At 69.1% G+C, this 18289-nt stretch carries 19 protein-coding genes; 18 read left to right on the top strand and 1 reads right to left on the bottom strand.

The annotated features are described in order from the left end of the window. Window positions 1-24 precede the first annotated feature (24 nt). Both H0X90_RS08630 and H0X90_RS08625 read left to right on the top strand, forming a co-directional pair. Window positions 25-798, top strand: a complete 774-nt coding sequence (locus tag H0X90_RS08630) for an SDR family NAD(P)-dependent oxidoreductase (RefSeq protein WP_077189415.1) — start codon at window positions 25-27, stop codon at window positions 796-798. 648 nt (window positions 799-1446) lie between these two features. Then, a complete protein-coding gene (locus tag H0X90_RS08625; RefSeq protein ID WP_077189436.1) occupies window positions 1447-2124 on the top strand; it encodes a hypothetical protein in 678 nt (225 codons plus the stop codon). A gap of 10 nt (window positions 2125-2134) precedes the next feature. Here H0X90_RS08625 and H0X90_RS08620 read toward each other — a convergent pair whose 3' ends face one another. Next, complete coding sequence (locus H0X90_RS08620) at window positions 2135-3361, bottom strand: acyltransferase (RefSeq protein ID WP_034202283.1); 1227 nt, start codon at window positions 3359-3361, stop codon at window positions 2135-2137. A 492-nt stretch (window positions 3362-3853) separates the two neighbouring features. Between H0X90_RS08620 and H0X90_RS08615 the strand changes: the two genes are divergently transcribed. From H0X90_RS08615 to H0X90_RS08540, 16 genes are all read left to right on the top strand, one after another. Further along, window positions 3854-4090 carry a DNA-binding protein gene (locus H0X90_RS08615; RefSeq protein ID WP_006481537.1) on the top strand — a complete coding sequence of 79 codons (237 nt, stop codon included), beginning with the start codon at window positions 3854-3856 and terminating at the stop codon, window positions 4088-4090. Beyond that, the gene (locus H0X90_RS08610; RefSeq protein ID WP_171984140.1) at window positions 4077-4493 is read left to right on the top strand and encodes a type II toxin-antitoxin system VapC family toxin; all 417 of its coding nucleotides are present in this window, start codon (window positions 4077-4079) and stop codon (window positions 4491-4493) included. Before H0X90_RS08615 ends, H0X90_RS08610 begins: the two co-directional genes overlap by 14 nt. 259 nt (window positions 4494-4752) lie before the next feature. After that, window positions 4753-5649: a VOC family protein gene (locus H0X90_RS08605; protein WP_077189416.1), complete on the top strand. Its 897-nt coding sequence runs from the start codon at window positions 4753-4755 to the stop codon at window positions 5647-5649. Between the two features lie 9 nt (window positions 5650-5658). After that, window positions 5659-6552, top strand: coding sequence for a CoA transferase subunit A (locus H0X90_RS08600; protein WP_034202286.1), 894 nt, complete (start codon window positions 5659-5661; stop codon window positions 6550-6552). A 10-nt stretch (window positions 6553-6562) separates the two neighbouring features. Next, window positions 6563-7360, top strand: coding sequence for a CoA-transferase subunit beta (locus tag H0X90_RS08595; protein WP_006481539.1), 798 nt, complete (start codon window positions 6563-6565; stop codon window positions 7358-7360). Between the two features lie 8 nt (window positions 7361-7368). Next, complete coding sequence (locus H0X90_RS08590) at window positions 7369-8289, top strand: enoyl-CoA hydratase (RefSeq protein ID WP_077189417.1); 921 nt, start codon at window positions 7369-7371, stop codon at window positions 8287-8289. After that, window positions 8286-9386 (top strand): nitronate monooxygenase family protein, encoded by a 1101-nt coding sequence (locus H0X90_RS08585; protein ID WP_034202287.1) that lies wholly within the window; start codon window positions 8286-8288, stop codon window positions 9384-9386. Before H0X90_RS08590 ends, H0X90_RS08585 begins: the two co-directional genes overlap by 4 nt. Window positions 9387-9405: 19 nt before the next feature. Next, the gene (locus H0X90_RS08580) at window positions 9406-10221 is read left to right on the top strand and encodes an enoyl-CoA hydratase family protein (protein ID WP_077189418.1); all 816 of its coding nucleotides are present in this window, start codon (window positions 9406-9408) and stop codon (window positions 10219-10221) included. Then, window positions 10218-11387: an acyl-CoA dehydrogenase family protein gene (locus tag H0X90_RS08575; protein ID WP_006481533.1), complete on the top strand. Its 1170-nt coding sequence runs from the start codon at window positions 10218-10220 to the stop codon at window positions 11385-11387. The genes H0X90_RS08580 and H0X90_RS08575 overlap by 4 nt, the downstream gene beginning before the upstream one ends. Before the next feature lie 33 nt (window positions 11388-11420). Beyond that, window positions 11421-12491 carry an acyl-CoA dehydrogenase family protein gene (locus tag H0X90_RS08570; protein WP_077189419.1) on the top strand — a complete coding sequence of 357 codons (1071 nt, stop codon included), beginning with the start codon at window positions 11421-11423 and terminating at the stop codon, window positions 12489-12491. Beyond that, window positions 12488-13639 (top strand): acetyl-CoA C-acetyltransferase, encoded by a 1152-nt coding sequence (locus tag H0X90_RS08565; protein ID WP_006494775.1) that lies wholly within the window; start codon window positions 12488-12490, stop codon window positions 13637-13639. Before H0X90_RS08570 ends, H0X90_RS08565 begins: the two co-directional genes overlap by 4 nt. 41 nt (window positions 13640-13680) lie before the next feature. Then, window positions 13681-14559, top strand: a complete 879-nt coding sequence (locus H0X90_RS08560; protein ID WP_077189420.1) for an SDR family oxidoreductase — start codon at window positions 13681-13683, stop codon at window positions 14557-14559. A 3-nt stretch (window positions 14560-14562) separates the two neighbouring features. Next, on the top strand, window positions 14563-15801 hold the full coding sequence (locus tag H0X90_RS08555; protein ID WP_048988192.1) for an acyl-CoA dehydrogenase family protein: 1239 nt from the start codon (window positions 14563-14565) through the stop codon (window positions 15799-15801). Beyond that, window positions 15798-17000, top strand: coding sequence for an acyl-CoA dehydrogenase family protein (locus tag H0X90_RS08550; RefSeq protein WP_006481541.1), 1203 nt, complete (start codon window positions 15798-15800; stop codon window positions 16998-17000). The genes H0X90_RS08555 and H0X90_RS08550 overlap by 4 nt, the downstream gene beginning before the upstream one ends. Continuing rightward, entirely contained in the window at window positions 16997-17797 is an 801-nt protein-coding gene (locus H0X90_RS08545) for an SDR family oxidoreductase (protein WP_006481546.1), read from the top strand. The genes H0X90_RS08550 and H0X90_RS08545 overlap by 4 nt, the downstream gene beginning before the upstream one ends. Then, window positions 17797-18282 (top strand): MaoC family dehydratase, encoded by a 486-nt coding sequence (locus H0X90_RS08540; RefSeq protein WP_006481528.1) that lies wholly within the window; start codon window positions 17797-17799, stop codon window positions 18280-18282. The genes H0X90_RS08545 and H0X90_RS08540 overlap by 1 nt, the downstream gene beginning before the upstream one ends. Window positions 18283-18289: the final 7 nt, after the last annotated feature.

The raw sequence follows: 18289 nt of genomic DNA, 5'->3' as shown, positions 1-18289 counted from the left end.
CACCACCCTGAACGGGATGAACGCATGAACGACAACGGATTTCCGGCGGGCGCGGTACTCGTGTTCGGTGGCAGCGGCGGCATCGGGCAGGGCGTCGCGCTCGAGTTCGCGCGCGCCGGTGTGCCGGTCGCGGTCGGTTACCGCAGCAAGGCCGACGTCGCCGAGCGCGTGGCGCGCGATATTCGCGGCGAGGGCGTCGCGGCCACCACGCACTGCGTGGACGTGACCGATCCCGCGCAGGTCGATGCCGCGCTCGCAGCGGCGATCGACGCGCATGGGCGCGTGCATACGGTCGTCTGGGCGGCGGGGCCATTCGTGAACCAGCGCCATATCGGCGACATGACGCACGACGACTGGCGCCGCGCGATCGACGTCGAGACGATCGGCTTCTTCGTCGCCGCGAAAGCCGCCCTGCCGCATTTCCGTGCGTCGGGCGGTGGTTCGTTCGTGACGCTCGGCTCGGCCGGCCATCTGCGCTGGCCCGATCGCGACGGGCTGTCGGTCGCGCCGAAGGCGGCGAACGAGGCGCTGATCAAGGGGCTGGCGCGCGAGGAAGGGCGTTACGACATTCGCGCGAATTCGATCCTGGTCGGCGTGATCGAGGCCGGGATGTTTCCGGTGCTGCTCGAACAGGGACAGTTCGACCCGGCGTGGATCGACGAGACGCGGAAGATGCTCGCGCTCAAGCGCTGGGGCAAGGCGCACGACGTGGGGCGCGCGGCGGTGTTTCTCGCGTCGGACCGGGCGGGTTACATCACCGGGCAGCAGTTGAACGTCTCGGGCGGGTACGGGTTGTAACCGCGTATCTCCGTTGCGCGTGACGCCGACCAGATGCATGCGCACGCATCGGTATTCACCCTGCCTCGTCACGCACGAGCGCGCATCAGCGCCGCTTGCGACCGGCACGAGGTCGCACTTTTGCAACGCTTTTTCAACGTATTCCTCCGCGCACGAGTGATCGCAACGGCGATCCGCGTGCGCTGACGGCCGTCCGGCCTCGTCGTGCCTGCGTCGCGCGATCGGCGCGAGAGGCCGCCTTTCGCGTGTTTCGGTGCCGCTCGCCGAATACGGATACGTTCCTGAAACATTTCCCCTCGTTTGCGATCCGCGCCACGCCCCGTCCCGATGGGTAGCGCTTCTTCCGCTTCGGTCCGCGCCGCATGGCACGCCCTTTGCGGTTCCCCCGATGTCGCCCGCGCAGACGCATTTCGCCAGAACGATCCGCGCATCGGCGGCATGTAACGACATCGAAACAGACGGGGAATCGGATCGGGTCGCGCGCGCCGTGTGCCACGGCGCTTGCGCAGCGCATGTCGTATCGGTCATGCGCACCGCGCAACGCGTCCCCGATCCGTCGAACAGCAAGCGTGCTTGCAAGGTGTCGTGCCGGGGCTCGCATCGCGCATCGCGACGAAGGTCGCGTGTGCGTCGCGTCGCGCCCGGCACATGTCGGGGGAGACGCCCGTGAAAACGACAGCGAACCAATGGGCAGCGGTCGCGGTGATGTTCGTCGCGAGCGCGCACGCGCAGGAAATCTACCTGCAGGGCGGCACGCAGGGCGTCGGCATCGGCGCGGCCGTGAGCTTCAATTCGATGCTGGGCGCGCACGCGGATTTCAACGCGATCAATCTGACGCATGACTTCACGGTGGCCGGCAACCGCTATCAGGACGACCTGACGCTGCGCCAGGGCGGCATCTATGCGGACATCTTCCCGTGGCGAGGCAGCGGCTTTCGCGCGACGCTCGGGCTGCGCTTCAACGACGACGAGCTTCACGGCGTGTCGGTGCCGACCAACGGAACCTACGTGTTCGGCGGCAAGCGCTATCCGGCGCTGCCGGGGATGTACGCGGTCGCGGAAGCGCGCTATCCGACCGTGATGCCGTATGTCGGGATCGGCTACGGACATCGGCCGGCGTCGAAAGGGCTCGGGTTCGTCGCCGACATCGGCGTCGCGTACGGGATACCGAAATGTTCGTACACGCTGTCGCCGGAACTGGCCGCCGCGGCCGGACCGGCGAAGAGCCAGGTACTGGTCGCGAGCGGGCTCGACTCGCTGCGGCAGATGATGTCGCGCTACCGGTGGTATCCGGTCCTGCAGATCGGCATCTCGTACCGCTTCTGAACGCGCCCGGTCACGGCGCGACCGTTTGGCGCTCGCGAGCGGGTTCGGCCGCGCGGCGTGCCGCGCGTGCGTCGTTGCGCTTCGCGATGAACGGATGCTCGACGTAGCGGTAAGTGAGCAGCGAACACAGGACGGCAACCAGCGCGCAGACGAGCGCGAGCGCCCAGATGCCCGAGTCGTCGGTCGAATTGATCGGGAACACGAACTTGTTGAATGCGTGAATGATCATGTACACGATCACCATGTGGATCATGTAGATGCTGAAACTCGCGGTGCCGAGCAGCGCGAGCGGGCGGGTCTTGAGCACGCCGTAGAACGTGTTCCCGCATGCGATGCAGAAGAACACCGGAAGCAGCGGCAGCGCGCCTGCGATCGAATAGCGTTCGGCTGGCGACGGCGACATCGCGAGGATCAGCAGCGCGACGGTCGCCGCCGCCTTCGTGGCGAGCCGCGCGCGGATCGCGGGGTGCCGCGACACCTCGTAGGCCACGGCGCCGAACGCGAACAGCAGCGCCATCCCGCCGGGCGGCCCGAACAGCGCGGCGCAGGCGAGGACGATCGCGAGCGCGAGCAGCTTGCGCCATGCACGCGTGGCGACGAACCACGCGAGAAACGGAACGGCGACGTAGAACCGCCATTCGTACGCGAGGGTCCACCAGACGCCGCTCAGATAGGGCGTGCGCGCCGCTCCGTTGATCGGGAACGCGCCGAACCAGCCGAGCGAAACGGTCTTGAGCAGATCGGCCAGCAACTGCACCGGTGCGCCGACGGCGTTGCGGGGAAACCAGTAAAGCGTGCAGATGACGATGACGGCCGCATAAAACAGATAGAGCGGCGCGAGGCGTCGCACGCGCCCGACGAAGAAGGTCCGCACGTCGAGCGTGCCTCTGCATGCGCGCTCCCAGAACAGCAGCCCGGTGACCATGAAGAACATCGCGACGGGAATCGTCCCGAGATTGCGCAGGAAATCGGTGCCGGCGCCCCAGACGCCGGTCGACAGCAATGCCTGGTTGCACGCGAAGTGATGGAACACCACGGAGGTGGCCAGGATGCCTCGGAAGCCGTCGAGATTGCGGTAGCGCATCGACAGCGATTTGTCGACGGCCGCCCGGTAGAACGGCACGTGCCGGGCGACGCGCCACGCGATGATCGCCACGGCCGCCAGGCATGCCGGGAAGTAGAGTTTGTCGGGTGTCGGGGAGAACAGGGTTTGCAGGGCAGGCGTAACAAGGTCCACTGAAGAGCGTCTCGTGTCTTGGATCGGGATTTCAGGCACGGAGGGTCCGCGTCGATGCAAGGTCTTCTGCGCGCTTCGCACGGCGTTCGATCGCCGGTCTTGTCGTTCGATGGTATCAAACGATGTGCGACGGTCGCGGCTCGTTGTGCAACATGATGTTTCAGCGCGAACCGGTGCGACGCGCGTATCGGTCGCCGATGTCGCCAACGGCGGGTCGCGCCGCAAATTCCGTTCCTTGCCGCCGGACCTTCATCGTGGTCGACGCCACCCGACTGGCCATTTGGCCGGCTTCCGGATCGTCGCGCTCCGGCTTACCTTGAGCAACAGCAGTTCGATGCGTCGGGCCAGCGGCGGAAGGGGGACGAATTCCTGTCGTCCGCTGCCACGGGCTCACGCCGACTCCAGGGTCCGTCCGGTCAGGAAGGTGATAGCAATGCTTGCAATTTACCTTCATGACGCTATCATTGATAGCAAATCTGGATGGAGGTAATCATGGCAAATCTTCTGGTGCGTAACGTGGATGACACTCTCGTTCAAAGCCTGCGCGAGCAGGCTGCGGCCAACGGCAGGAGCGCCGAGGCCGAACATCGAGCCATTCTGGCCGAAGCGCTCGGCCGGCCGAAGCGGCGCACATTCGCGCAAGTGCTGATGAGCATGCCGGAGGTGGGCGAAGACGCGGATTTCCAACGTGTTCAGGATTCAGGCGAGGTCAGGCGTGTTTTTGATTGATTCGAACGTCATCAGCGAAATCAGGAAGGGCAAGCGAACCAACCGCGGCGTGCGGGCGTTCTTCAGGCAGGCCGAAGCCGACGCGAGCCCGCTTTACCTGTCCGTCGTGACGGTGGCCGAGCTGCGGCGCGGTGTCGACCTGATCCGTCATCGCGGCGATCACAGCCAGGCGTCGGCGCTCGAGGCCTGGCTGACGATGATCCTGTCCGGCTATGCGCCGAACATCCTGCCGGTCGATGTCGAAACCGGCCAGATGTGGGGGCATTTGCGCGTGCCCGATCCGACGCACGAACTCGACAAGCTGATCGCGGCCACCGCATTGATCAACGATTTGACGGTCGTCACGCGCAACGTCGACGATTTCGCTCGCACCGGCGTCCGGTTGCTGAATCCGTTCGAGTAACGTCGCGGCAGGCGGCCTGCCGGTCGCGCGAAGCCGGGGCGGGCGGTGACCGCCCGGCAGGCGAGCGCATCGCCGTGGCTGCCGTGACCGGCCGCCACCTTTCACCCGCCGAGCACCGAATCCCCCTGCGGCGCACTTCCGCGCCGCCATCCCCGCCTTTTACCGCCCGTCCTCTCGTCCCAACAGACGATGTAACGCCACCTCCGACCGGCCAGAATCCTTTCACGAACAACGGATTCTGAACCAGGAGGAGGCCGACATGATCGATGTCCGTGCGCTGGGCTACGTCGTCGTCGAGGCGACGCGCGTCGATGCGTGGCGCCGCTACGCGGAAGACGTGCTGGGCATGCAGGCGCTCGACGCGCCCAACGGCGCGCTTTATCTGAAGATGGACGAGCGCGATTTCCGCTACGTGATCGTTCCCGGCGCGGCCGACCGCTATTTCGCATCGGGCTGGGAATTGCCCGACGGCGCCGCGTTCGACGCCGCGCTCGCGGCGCTGCAGCGCGCCGGCGTCGAGCCGGTGCGCGCCAGCCGCGACGAAGCCGCGTTGCGCCGCGTGCAGGCGATGGCGTGGTGCACCGATCCGTCCGGCAACCGCCACGAGCTGTACTGGGGCGCACGCTGCGACTTTCGCCGCTTCGTGTCGCCGCTGGGCGTCGCGCGTTTCGTCACCGGCGACATGGGGCTCGGCCACGCGGTGCTGCCCGCGCCGCAGTTCGACGCGACCGATGCGTTCGTGCGCGGCGTGCTCGGCTTCGAGCTGTCCGACATCTACCGCGTGAAGTTCACGCCGGACCCGGCCGAACCGGAAAAGCGCATCCATTTCATGCACTGCCGCAACGCGCGCCATCACAGCCTCGCGCTGTTCGAGATGGCCGTGCCGTCCGGCTGCGTGCACGTGATGGCCGAAGTCGATTCGATGGACGAAGTGGGCCGCGCGCTGGACCGCGTCGCCGCGCACGACGTGAAGATGTCCGCGACGCTCGGCCGGCACTGCAACGACCAGATGATCTCTTTCTACATGAAGACCCCCGGCGGCTTCGATCTCGAATACGGCTTCGGCGGCCTCACGGTCGACTGGTCGAAGCACGCGGTGTTCGAGGCCACGAAGGTGAGCCAGTGGGGCCACGATTTCAGCATCGGATACCGGTAAGCCAGCACGATGACGATGAAACCTCTCGACAAGACGATGTCCGCGCGCGACGTGGTCGCGCAACTCGCCGACGGCATGACGATCGGCATCGGCGGCTGGGGGCCGCGGCGCAAGCCGATGGCGCTGGTGCGCGAAATCGCGCGCTCGAACCTGAAGGACCTGACGATCGTCGCGTACGGCGGCGCCGACGTGGGCCTGCTGTGCGCGGCGGGCAAGGTGCGCAAGGTGGTGTTCGGCTTCGTGTCGCTCGACGTGATCCCGCTCGAGCCGCATTTCCGCCGCGCCCGCGAGCAGGGCCGCATCGACGTGCTCGAACTCGACGAAGGGATGCTGCAGCTCGGCCTGCGCGCGGCCGCCGCACGCCTGCCGTTCCTGCCGACGCGCGCCGGGCTCGGCACCGCGCTGCTCGATCACGCGCCGCAACTGCGCACGGTGCAGTCGCCGTACGACGACGGCGAGACGCTGCTCGCGATGCCGGCGATCGAACTTGACGTCGCGCTGCTGCACGTGAACGCGGCCGACCGGATGGGCAATACGCGCATCGACGGCCCCGATCCGTTCTTCGATGCGTGGATGGCGCGCGCCGCGCGGCGCTGCTACGTATCGGCGGAAACGGTCGATGCGTCGCTCGCGAGCGACGACCTCGACGCCGCGCGCCGCAATCCGTTCGAGCGCTCGCTCGTCACGGGCGTCGTGCACGCACCGGGTGGCGCGCATCCGACGTCGTGCGGGCCGGCCTACGGCTGGGACCTGCCGCACCTGCGCGCGTACTGCACCAGCGCGGAAGACGACGCCAGGACGGTGGCGTACCTGCGCGACGTGGTCGGCCAGGACGAACGTCAGTACCTCGAAGGCGTCGGCGGGCTGTCGCACGTGACGACGCTGCCGTTGCCGATTCTGTAAAGGAGCGCCTGTGAGCGAATCTCTCGACCATTCCCTCGCGGAACTGATGATCGTCGCGTCCGCGCGACTGTGGCGCGACGACGGCGAAGTGCTGGCGACCGGCATCGGCACGGGCCCGCGGCTCGCGGCCGGCCTCGCGCGGCTCGCGTACAACAACGGGTTGATGCTGACCGACGGCGAAGCGTATCTCGTCGAGGAGCCGGTGCCGCTCGGCCCGCGCCCCGACGGCTATCGCGTGAAGGCGAGCGGCTGGATGACCTACGAGCGCGTGTTCGACTGCCTGTGGCACGGGCGCCGCCATGCGCTGGTGATGCCGACGCAGATCGATCGCTTCGGCCAGGCCAACATTTCGTGGCTCGGCGACGACTACGCGCACCCGAAAACCCAGTTGCTCGGCGCACGCGGCTTCCCCGGCAACACGACGAACCACGCGAACTCGTTCTTCGTCAGCGGCCACGGCAAGCGCACGTTCGTCGAACGCGAAGTCGACATGGTGTGCACGGTCGGCTACAACCCGGCGCGCCGGCTGCCCGGGATGAAGACCTTCGTCGACCTGCGCAGCATCGTCACCGACCTGTGCGTGATGGATTTCGGCGGGCCCGACCACGCGATCCGCGTGCGCTCGCTGCACCCGGGCGTGAGCTTCGACGAGGTGCAGGACGCGACCGGTTTCCCGCTGCTTGCCTCGCCGGACATCGGCACGACGGCAGCGCCGAACGCGGAAGACCTGCGCATCGTGCGCGCGCTCGATCCGCACAACCTGCGCGCGACGATCGTGCGCAACAATCCGGCGCCGCGCCGGGGATGAGGGCCGACATGGAAGCGACCCGGATGACGTTCGGCGACGGTGTCGTCGACTACGCGCTCGAGGACGGCATCGCGACGATCACGATGAACCGCCCCGACTACCACAACGCGCAGAACTCGAAGATGACGTATGCGCTCGACGCGGCGTTCCGGCGCGCGGCGCACGACGACGCGGTGAAGGCGATCGTGCTCGCGGGCGCCGGCAAGCATTTCTCGGCGGGTCACGACATCGGCACGCCGGGCCGCGACATCCACGAGTCGTTCGAGCGCGCGTCGCTGTGGTACGACCACGTCGACAAGGCAGGCGGCGAATTCCTCTATGCGCGCGAGCAGGAGGTGTATCTCGGCATGTGCCGGCGCTGGCGCGACCTGCCGAAGCCGACGATCGCGATGGTGCAGGGCGCGTGCATCGCCGGCGGGCTGATGCTCGCGTGGGTGTGCGACCTGATCGTCGCGTCGGAGGATGCGTTCTTTGCCGATCCGGTCGTGCGGATGGGGATTCCGGGCGTCGAGTATTTCGCCCACGCGTACGAGCTGAATCCGCGCATCGCGAAGGAATTCCTGTTTCTCGGCGAGCGGATGCCGGCCGAGCGCGCGTACCACATGGGGATGGTCAACCGCGTGGTGCCGCGCGAGCGGCTGCGCGACGCGACCTACGCGATCGCCGCGAAGATCGCGACGATGCCGCGCCTCGGGCTCACGCTGACCAAGCAGGCGCTGAATCACGTCGAGGAACTGCAAGGCAAGCGCGCGGCGATGGACGCGGCGTTCGCGTGGCATCACTTCGCGCATGCGCACAACGAGCTCGTGAGCGGCGACCGCCTCGGCGGTTACGACGCCCGCAGCATGGCCAGCTCGCAACGCCAGCCGAACGGCGCGGACCGCGCGGACGCGCCGGCACCGGTCGCCGTCAACGGAGCCGCCGCATGAGCACGACGCTTCACGGCCCGCTGCATACGCCGCTGTGCGACCTGCTCGGCTGCCGCTACCCGATCGTGCAGACCGCGATGGGCTGGGTGGCCGACGCGCGGCTCGTCGCCGCCACGAGCAACGCCGGCGGATTCGGCTTCCTGGCCGGAGCGACGCTCGAACCGGAGCAGGTCGAGGCCGAGATCCTGAAGGTGAAGTCGCTGACGGATCGGCCGTTCGGCATCAACTTCCACATGTTCCAGAAGAACGCCGCGCAGGTGGTCGATCTCGCGATCGAGCACCGGCTGCGCGCGGTCAGCTACGGGCGCGGCCCCGATGCGAAGACGATCCGCCGTTTCAAGGATGCCGGCATCGTCTGCATGCCGACCGTCGGCGCGCCGAAGCATGCGGCGAAGGCCGTCGAACTCGGCGCGGACATCGTGACGGTGCAGGGCGCGGAAGGCGGCGGCCACACGGGCGCGGTGCCGACCACGCTGCTGCTGCCGAAGGTGCTCGACGCGGTGCGCGTGCCGGTCGTCGCGGCCGGTGGCTTCTTCGACGGGCGCGGACTGGCGGCCGCGCTCGCGTACGGCGCGGCCGGCATCGCGATGGGGACGCGCTTCCTGATGAGCGCGGAATCGCCGGTGCCGCGCGCGACGCTCGAGCGCTACGTGGCGGTCGGCGACCCGGCGCGCATCCGCGTGTCGGACGCGCTCGACGGGCTGCCGCAACGAATGATCGACAACCCGTACCTGCTGAAGCTCGAACGCTTCGGCCCGCTGCGCCGCACGTGGTTCGCGCTGAAGACGGCCGACGCGTGGCGGCGCCAGAACGGGCTGAGCACGGCCGACATGCTCGGCCTCGCGATCAAGGCGCTGCGCTCGCACGACTACACGGCCAGCCAGACGCTGATGGCCGCGAACGCGCCGTTCCTGATCCAGCGCGCGATCGTCGAAGGCCGCCCCGACGAAGGCGTGCTGCCGAGCGGCCAGGCGGCCGCGATGATCGGCGCGATCGAATCGTGCGATGCACTGATCGCGCGAATCGTCGCGGAAGCCGGCGAGCGGCTCGACGCGCTGGCCGCGCTGCGCGGCGCGGCAGCGGCGCAGGCCGCATGACGAACATCACAGGGAGGCAATGGAGATGGCAGCAACCAATCAACCGGCCGGCGCGATGCCGTTCCGGATCGATCGCGCGGACGGCATCGCCGAGCTGGTGATCGCCCATCCGCCGGTGAACGCGCTCGACGCGCACGGCTGGCAGGCGCTGTCCCGCGCGCTCGACGCGCTCGGCGAGGACGACGACGTGCGCGTGATCGTCGTGCGCGGCGAAGGCCGCTGCTTTTGCGCGGGCGTCGACATCAAGGAGCTGGCCGCGCATCCGGAGCGGATCGTGGCGGTGAACGCGGGCAACTACGAGACGTTCCGCGCGGTGCACCGCAATCCGAAGCCGGTGATCGCGGCGGTGCACGGCTTCGTGCTCGGTGGCGGGATCGGCATCTGCGGCGCGGCGGACATCGTCGTCGCGGCCGACTGCGCGCGTTTCGGCGTGCCCGAGATCGACCGCGGCGCGATGGGCGGCGGCGCGCACCTGCAGCGGCTGTTCGGCGTGCAGAAGGTGCGCGCGATGTACTTCACCGGCGACATGATCGACGCGGCCGAAGCGTACCGGCTCGGCGCGCTCGAGCAGGTGGTGACGCGCGACGCGCTGCGCGACGCGGCGCTCGCGATCGCCCGCAAGATCGCCGCGAAGAGCCCGGCGATGGTGCGGCTCGCGAAGGAGGCGCTGAACGGCGTCGAGGACGGCGATCTCGAAGACAAGTACCGCTGGGAGCAGGGCTTCACGCTGCAGGCATACATGACGAACGATTCGACGGAAGCGCGCGCCGCGTTCGTCGAGAAGCGCGACGCGCATTTCGACGCACGCGCCAGCGCCGCGGAGGCACGCGCATGAACCTGACCTATACGCCGCAACAGCAGGCGTTTCGCGCGGAAATCCGTGCATGGCTCGCCGCGCACGTGCCGCGCGAGCGGCTGCCGAGCTTCGACACCGAGGCAGGCTTCGCCGCGCACCGCCAATGGGAGCGCACGCTGCACTCGGGCCGCTGGAGCATGGTCACGTGGCCGCGCGAGCTGGGCGGGCGCGGCTGCGACCTGATCGAATGGCTGATCTTCGAGGAAGAGTACTGGCGCGCGGATGCGCCGATGCGCGTGAACCAGAACGGCATATTCCTGCTCGGCCCGACGTTGATGGATTTCGGCACGGATGCGCAGAAGGCGCGCTTCCTGCCCGCGATGGCGGCCGGCGAGCACGTGTGGGCGCAGGGCTGGTCGGAGCCGAACGCGGGCTCGGACATGGCCGCGATCCGCACGACCGCCACCCGGATCGGCGACGAATACGTGCTGAACGGCCAGAAGATCTGGTCGACCCGCGCGGTGTGGGCCGACTGGCTGTTCGGGCTGTTCCGCAGCGATCCCGAATCGACGCGTCACCACGGCTTGACGTTCCTGATGGTGCCGCTGTCCGCGCCCGGCATCACGGTGCGGCCGATCCGCCAGCTGAACGGGCAGACCGGCTTCGCGGAGATTTTCTTCGACGACGTGCGCGTGCCGGTCGAGAACCGGCTCGCGGCCGAAGGCGCCGGCTGGCAGGTCGCGATGGCGACGGCCGGTTTCGAGCGCGGGCTGATGCTGCGTTCGCCCGCGCGCTTCCAGCGCACCGCGCAGGCGTTGCGCGACCTGTATCTCGCGCACCGCGACAGCGCGGACCGCGATCCGACGCTGCGCGAACGCGTGGTGCAGGCCTGGATGGACGCGCAGGCGTATGCGCTGTCGACCTATGCGACCGCGAGCCGGCTGCTGAAGGGCGGCCACATCGGCGCGGAGTCGAGCACCAACAAGGTGTTCTGGTCGGAGCTCGACCTGCGCATGCATCAGACCGCGCTCGACATCCTCGGCGCGCATGGCGAGGTCGTCCCGCAGACGGCCGCGCAGCACGCGACGCTCGGCCACTGGCTCGACGGTTTCCTGTTCGCGCAGGCCGGCACGATCTACGCGGGCACCAACGAGATCCAGCGCAACATCGTCGCCGAACGGATGCTCGGCATGCCGCGCGCGTAAGCGCGCCGGCGACACTCACTGAACGGACATCGTATGGATTTCGTATTCGATGAAGACCAGGAAGCGCTCGCGGACAGCGTGAAGCGCCTGCTGATGACCGAGATGACGCCCGAGCTGATCCGCGAGCTGTGGGCGACGCCGACCGGGCGCTCGGATGACCTGTGGGCATTGTTCGCGTCGCAGGGGCTGACCGCCGTGTCGGTGCCCGAAGCACACGGCGGCCTCGGCCTGACCGAAGCGGAATGGGCGCTGCTCGCGCAGGCCTACGGCTATTTCGGCAGCCCCGAGCCGCTGCTCGACACGGCGCTCGTGTCGGCCGGCGTGCTGGCGCGGCTGCCCGCGAGCGACTGGCGCGACGCGCTGCTGCGCGACATCGCCGAAGGGCGGGCGCGCGTCGCGCTCGTGCATCCGGTGAACCCGTATGCGGCCGACGTGCATGTCGCGGACACGCTGCTGTGCGAACACCGCGGCGAGCTGCACCGCGTCGATCCCGCGCAGTGCGCATGGCGCGCGGTCGACAGCGTCGACCCGTCGCGGCGCCTGTTCACGCTCGATTGGGAGCCGTCGGCGGCCACCCGCATCGCGAGCGCCGACGAAGCCGCGCCGCTGCTGAACCGCGCGCTCGACCATGGCGCGTTCGCGGTCGCCGCGCAACTGCTCGGCCTCACGCAGCGCGTGCTCGACGTCGCGATCGACTACAGCGCGCAGCGCAAGCAGTTCGGCAAGGCGATCGGCTCGTACCAGGCGCTCAAGCATTTGCTCGCCGACGTCGCCATCCGCTACGAGTTCGCACGGCCGGTGGTCGCGCGCGCCGCGCAGGCGATCGCCGACGATCACCCGCAGCGCGCGGTGTTCGTGTCGCACGCGAAGCTCGCCGCGATGTCGGCCGCGCAACTGGCCGCGCGCCACGCGATGCAGGTGCACGGCGCGATCGGCTACACGTGGGAGCTCGATCTGCAGATCTTCATGAAGCGCATCTGGGCGCTGTCCGGCAGCTGGGGCGACAGCGCGCTCCACAAGGCCCGCGTGGCCGACGCGATCCTCGGCGACGCATTGCCGATCGGCCCCGCGCAGACCTTCGATTTCGAGGAAACGAACCGATGAAACAAGCCTATATCGTCGACGCGCTGCGCACGCCCACCGGCCGCCGCAAGGGCGGGCTCGCGCACGTGCATGCGGCGGACCTCGGCGGCTTCGTGCTGAAGACGCTCGTCGAGCGCAACGCGATCCCGGCCGACGAATACGACGACGTGGTGTTCGGCTGCGTCGATACGATCGGCCCGCTCGCGGGCAACATCGCGCGCACCTGCTGGCTCGCGGCCGGGCTGCCGCTGCAGGTGCCGGGCGTGACGGTCGACCGCCAGTGCGGCTCGTCGCAGCAGGCCGTGCACTTCGCCGCGCAGGCCGTGATGAGCGGCGTGCAGGACGTGGTCGTCGCCGGCGGCGTGCAGACGATGACGCAGATCCCGATCTCGTCCGCGATGACCTGCGCGGCGCCGCTCGGCTTCACCGATCCGTTCTCGGGCAGCGCCGGCTGGCGCGCGCGCTTCGGCGACGCGCCGGTGTCGCAGTTCGTCGCCGCGCAGCGGATCGCCGATCACTGGAACCTGTCGCGCGACGCGATGGAGCGTTACGCGCTGGAGAGCCACCGCCGCGCGGTCGCGGCGATCGAGGCCGGTCATTTCAAGCGGGAGATCGTGCCGTTCGAAGGGGTGATGCATGACGAGACGCCGCGCCCCGACACGTCGCTCGACAAGATGGCGACGCTCGAACCGCTGACGCCGGGCGGCTCGCTGACGGCCGCCGTCGCGAGCCAGACCTGCGATGCGGCCGCGGCGCTCCTGATCGTGTCGGAGGAGGCGCTCAAGCGCTACGACCTCACGCCGCGCGCACGCATTCATCACCTGAGCGTGCTCGGCGACGATCCGCTGTGGATGCTCACCGCGCCGATTCCGGCGACCCGGGCTGCGTTGAAGAAGAGCGGGCTCGATCTGGCGCGGATCGACGTCGTCGAGCTGAACGAGGCGTTCGCGTCGGTCGCGCAGGCGTGGCTGGCCGATACGCGTTTCCCGCACGAAAAGACCAACCCGAACGGCGGCGCGATCGCGCTCGGCCATCCGCTCGGCGCGACCGGCGCGCGGCTGATGACGACGCTGTTGCACGAGCTGGAACGCACGGGCGGCCGCTACGGGCTGCAGACGATGTGCGAAGGCGGCGGCCTCGCGAACGTCACGATCATCGAGCGCCTGTGAGCGCGTCACTTTCACCATCTCAGGATCCACGAGGCACCAGCATGGGAATCTGCAACGGACGCACCGTCATCATCACCGGCGCGGGCGGCGGGCTCGGGCGCGAATACGCGCTCGCGTTCGCGGCCGAGGGCGCGGCGGTCGTCGTCAACGACATCCGGCACGACGCCGCGCAGGCCGTGTGCGACGAGATCGCGCGGCGCGGCGGCCGCGCGCTCGCGAATTCGGACGACATCACCCGGGTCGACACGGCGCAGCGGATCGTCGACGCCGCACGCGCTGCGTTCGGCGACGTGCACGTGCTCGTCAACAACGCGGGCATCTGCCGCGACAAGATGTTCACGAGCATGACCGAAACCGACTGGGACGACGTGATGCGCGTGCATTTGCGCGGCCACTTCTGTCTGTCGAGCGTGCTGGCACGCGCGTGGCGCGACGCCGCGAAGGCCGGTAACCCGGTCGACGCGCGGATCGTCAACACGAGTTCGGGCGCCGGGCTGCAAGGCTCGATCGGCCAGTCGAACTACGGCACGGCAAAGGCGGGGATCGCCGCGCTCACGCTGATGCAGGCGGCGGAACTCCAGCGCTATGGCGTGCGCGTGAACGCGCTGGCGCCGGCCGCGCGCACGTCGATGACCGAAGGCGTGTTCGCCGACATGATGAAGAAGCCCGAGGACGGCGGCTTCGATTATTTCGATCCGGCCAACGTCGCGCCGCTGGTGGTGTGGCTCGGCAGCGCGCAGTCGGCCGACGTGACGGGCCAGGTGTTCGAGGTCGCGGGCGGGATGATCGCGGTCGCCGAAGGCTGGCGCACCGGCCCCCGTGTCGATCGCGGCGCGCGCTGGGCGGCGGCCGAGGTTGGCCCGGCGGTCGCGCAACTGCTGGCCGACGCGCGGCCCGCGCAGCGCGTGTACGGGAGCTGACCGATGGATCTGGCGCTCACCGACGAACAGGCGATGATCCGCGACGCGGCGGCCGACGTGCTCGCCGAACGCAGCGCGTCCGCCGACGTACGCCGCGCGATCGAGCAATCGGCCGGCCGCGACGATGCGCTGTGGGCCGCGCTCGCGGGCGAGCTCGGCTGGAACGCGCTTGCGCTGCCGGAAGCGGCGGGCGGGCTCGGGCTCGGCGCGGTCGAACAGACGGTGCTGATGGAGCAGCTCGGCCGGCGCGTCGCGTGCGTGCCGTATTTTTCGACCGCGTGCCTGGCGGCGACCGCACTGGCTGGCTGCCGCGAGGCGGCCGGCGCCACCGGCTGGCTTGCAAAGATCGCCGAAGGCGCGTGCAGCGCGACGCTGGCGCTGCCATTCGAGATGCCCGCAGGTTCGTGGTCGTTGCCGGTCGTCGCGGAAGAGGCCGCGAGCGGCTACGCGCTGTCCGGCGAGATCGCGCAGGTGATCGACGGCGTGCGCGCCGATCTGCTGCTGATTCCCGCCCGGATCGCGAACGAAGGGCAGTCGATCGGTTTGTTCGCGATCGACGTCGCAACGGCAACGGGCCTGACCGTCACGCCGCTCGACACGCTCGATGCGACGCGGCCGATCGCGCGCATCGTTCTCGACGAAACGCGCGTGAGCCGCGACGCGCTGCTCGCCGTCGGCGCCGCCGCGGCCCGGACGATGGAACGCACCGCCTGGTTCGCGGCGCTCGCGCTGGCCGCCGAACAGCTCGGCGGCGCGCAGCAATGCCTCGACCTGACGCTCGACTACACGAGCCAGCGCGTGCAGTTCGGCCGGGCGATCGCGTCGTTCCAGGCCGTCAAGCATCGATGCGCGCAGATGATGGTGCTGATCGAAGCGGCGCGTTCGGCCGTACTCGGCGCCGCGCACGCATGGGATGCCGAAACCGGCGCGATGCCGGGCGCCGCGTTGCGCGCCGACATCGCGGCCGCGAAGGCCGCCGCGAACGATGCGTATGCGTTCTGCGCGCAGGAAGCGATCCAGCTGCATGGCGGTGTCGGTTTCACGTGGGAATACGACCCGCATCTCTATTTCAAGCGCGCACAGGCGTCGAGCGCTCAGTTCGGCAGCACGCCGCACCTGCTCGAATGGATCGCATCCCGTGCGATCGACGGCGGCGCATCGCCGCGCGACGAAGCCCGGGCAGCGTCGCCGGTTTCGATCGCCACGCGTGCATCGGTCGCGCGCGCAGGAGCCCTCCAATGAACAGCGAAACGCGTGAACGGCAATTGCGGCACGAAGTGGCGGACTGGGTGCAATCGCACCTGACCGGCGAATTCGCATGCCTGAAATACCGCGGCGGCCCCGGCGACGAGGAAGCGTGGCCCGCGTTGCGCAAGGCGTGGGAGCGCGAACTGGCCAACGGCGGCTGGACCGGCCTCGGCTGGCCGACCCGCCAGGGCGGGCGCGGCTTCTCGGTCGCCGAGCAGGTGATCTTTCACGAGGAATATGCGCGCGCCGGCGGTCCCGGACGGATGGGCCACATCGGCGAAGGGCTGCTTGGGCCGACGCTCGTCGCGTGCGGCACCGACGACCAGCGCGCGCGCTTCCTGCCCGGCATCCTGGCCGGCACGCAGTTCTGGTGCCAGGGCTACTCGGAGCCCGGCGCGGGTTCGGACCTCGCCAACGTCCGCACGCGCGCCGAGCAGGACGCGGACGGCGCGTGGCGCGTGCACGGCCAGAAGGTATGGACGTCGCTCGCGCACGATTCCGACTGGATCTTCGTGCTCGCCCGCACCGATCCCGCGTCGACGGGCAACAAGGGGCTGTCGTTCCTGCTGATGCCGCTCGACCAGCCGGGCATCGAGATCCGGCCGATCAGGCAGCTCAACGGCGGCGCGGAATTCAACGAGGTGTTCTTCGACGGCGCGCGGGCCGACGCACGCGATCTGGTCGGCGCGGCCGGCGACGGCTGGCGGATCGCGATGACGCTGCTCGGCTTCGAGCGCGGGATGTCGACGCTCGGCCAGCAGATGCAGTTCGTCCGCGAACTCGAATGGGTGATCGACGCGGCGCGCGAATCGGGCGCGGACCGCGACCCCGTGCTGCGCCAGCGGATCGGCCGCGCGTGGGCCGGGCTGCGCGTGATGCGCTACAACGCGCTGCGGATGCTGTCCGGCGCGGACGATGCCGACGGCGGCTCGGGTGCGTCGCTGCGGCGCGAGGCGCTGATCTACAAGTACTTCTGGTCGAACTGGCACCGCGATCTCGGCCAGCTCGCGATGGACGCACTCGGCCCGCGCGCGAACGTGCTCGATCCGGCCGACGACAAGCTCACCCATCTGCAGCGCGTATTCCTGTTCTCCCGCGCGGACACGATCTACGCGGGCACCAACGAAATCCAGCTCAACATCATGGCCGAGCGCGGGCTCGGCATGCCAAGAGAACCACGAGGCACAGCATGACCGAACCCCAGATCCAGAAAGCGCCGGCATACGTTCCCGGCCATCAGTTGCTCGCCGGCAAATCGGTGTTGATCACGGCTGCCGCGGGCGCCGGCATCGGCTTCGCGGCCGCGCGCCGCTGCGCGGAGGAAGGCTGCCGCGCGCTGTTCATTTCGGATATCCACGACAAGCGCCTCGCACAGGCCGTCGAGACGCTGCGCGCGGAAACCGGGCTGCAGCAGGTCCATGGCCGCCTGTGCAACGTCGCGGTCGAGGCCGACGTGCAGGCGCTGGTCGCCGAAGCGCAGGACAGGCTCGACGGCGTCGACGTGCTGATCAACAACGCCGGGCTCGGCGGATCGACCCGCATCGTCGATATGGACGATGCCGAATGGTCGCGCGTGATCGACATTAGCCTCACCGGGACGTTCCGGATGACGCGCGCGATGCTGCCGCACATGCAGGCCCGCGGCCGCGGCGCGATCGTCAACAACGCATCGGTGCTCGGCTGGCGTGCGCAGGCGGAACAGGCGCACTACGCGGCGGCGAAGGCGGGCGTGATGGCGCTCACGCGCTGCGCGGCGCTCGAGGCGTCGCCGTACGGCGTGCGCATCAACGCGGTCGCGCCGAGCATCGCGATGCACGATTTTCTGAAGAAGTCGGCTCCGGCCGATTTGCTGAATCAACTGGCGTCGCGCGAAGCCTTCGGGCGCGCCGCCGAAGTCTGGGAGGTTGCGAACGTGATGGTGTTCCTGGCAAGCGATTACGCGTCGTACATGACGGGCGAAGTGCTGTCGGTCAGCAGCCAGCACGCATGATGGATACGACCCTCGACTCCGTCCGCGCGACGCCGCGCGTGTTCGCGCATCCCGGCGAACTCGCGGCCGCCGTCGGCGACACGCTCGGCGCGAGCGCGTGGCTCGCGATCGACCAGTTCCGCATCGACGGCTTCGCCGATGCGACGGGCGATCACCAGTGGGTGCACGTCGATCCGGTGCGTGCGAAGGACGGCCCGTTCGGCGCATGCATCGCGCACGGCTACCTGACGCTGGCGCTCGTCAATCATTTCCTGCCGCAGATCGTGCGCATCGACGGCGCGCGGCTCGGCGTCAACTACGGCTGCGACAGGATCCGTTTTCCCGCGCCGGTGAAGGTCGGCGCACGCGTGCGCGGCGTCGGCGAGCTGCTGCGCGTCGAGCCGCTCGACGGTGGCGTGCAGGCATGGATTCGCGTGACCGTCGAGATCGACGGCGAGGCCAGGCCCGGCTGCGTGGCCGACACGATCAGCCGCTATTACTTCTAGTTTCCGA

This window comes from Burkholderia sp. 9775_39, from assembly GCF_015712225.1.
GTDB lineage: Bacteria > Pseudomonadota > Gammaproteobacteria > Burkholderiales > Burkholderiaceae > Burkholderia > Burkholderia cenocepacia.
Note: the sequence above shows the minus strand (reverse complement) of the source record. Positions and strands in the feature narration are given on the sequence as shown.

Bases quoted from the DNA above. Each gene is read 5' to 3' on its own strand.
- H0X90_RS08575 (WP_006481533.1), top strand. From the start codon at position 10,218: ATGAACCTGACCTATACGCCGCAACAGCAGGCGTTTCGCGCGGAAATC.
- H0X90_RS08590 (WP_077189417.1), top strand. From the start codon at position 7,369: ATGGAAGCGACCCGGATGACGTTCGGCGACGGTGTCGTCGACTACGCG.
- H0X90_RS08585 (WP_034202287.1), top strand. From the start codon at position 8,286: ATGAGCACGACGCTTCACGGCCCGCTGCATACGCCGCTGTGCGACCTG.
- H0X90_RS08550 (WP_006481541.1), top strand. From the start codon at position 15,798: ATGAACAGCGAAACGCGTGAACGGCAATTGCGGCACGAAGTGGCGGAC.
- H0X90_RS08580 (WP_077189418.1), top strand. From the start codon at position 9,406: ATGGAGATGGCAGCAACCAATCAACCGGCCGGCGCGATGCCGTTCCGG.
- H0X90_RS08540 (WP_006481528.1), top strand. From the start codon at position 17,797: ATGGATACGACCCTCGACTCCGTCCGCGCGACGCCGCGCGTGTTCGCG.
- H0X90_RS08605 (WP_077189416.1), top strand. From the start codon at position 4,753: ATGATCGATGTCCGTGCGCTGGGCTACGTCGTCGTCGAGGCGACGCGC.
- H0X90_RS08570 (WP_077189419.1), top strand. From the start codon at position 11,421: ATGGATTTCGTATTCGATGAAGACCAGGAAGCGCTCGCGGACAGCGTG.
- H0X90_RS08545 (WP_006481546.1), top strand. From the start codon at position 16,997: ATGACCGAACCCCAGATCCAGAAAGCGCCGGCATACGTTCCCGGCCAT.
- H0X90_RS08615 (WP_006481537.1), top strand. From the start codon at position 3,854: ATGGCAAATCTTCTGGTGCGTAACGTGGATGACACTCTCGTTCAAAGC.
- H0X90_RS08625 (WP_077189436.1), top strand. From the start codon at position 1,447: ATGTCGGGGGAGACGCCCGTGAAAACGACAGCGAACCAATGGGCAGCG.
- H0X90_RS08600 (WP_034202286.1), top strand. From the start codon at position 5,659: ATGACGATGAAACCTCTCGACAAGACGATGTCCGCGCGCGACGTGGTC.
- H0X90_RS08560 (WP_077189420.1), top strand. From the start codon at position 13,681: ATGGGAATCTGCAACGGACGCACCGTCATCATCACCGGCGCGGGCGGC.
- H0X90_RS08630 (WP_077189415.1), top strand. From the start codon at position 25: ATGAACGACAACGGATTTCCGGCGGGCGCGGTACTCGTGTTCGGTGGC.
- H0X90_RS08565 (WP_006494775.1), top strand. From the start codon at position 12,488: ATGAAACAAGCCTATATCGTCGACGCGCTGCGCACGCCCACCGGCCGC.
- H0X90_RS08555 (WP_048988192.1), top strand. From the start codon at position 14,563: ATGGATCTGGCGCTCACCGACGAACAGGCGATGATCCGCGACGCGGCG.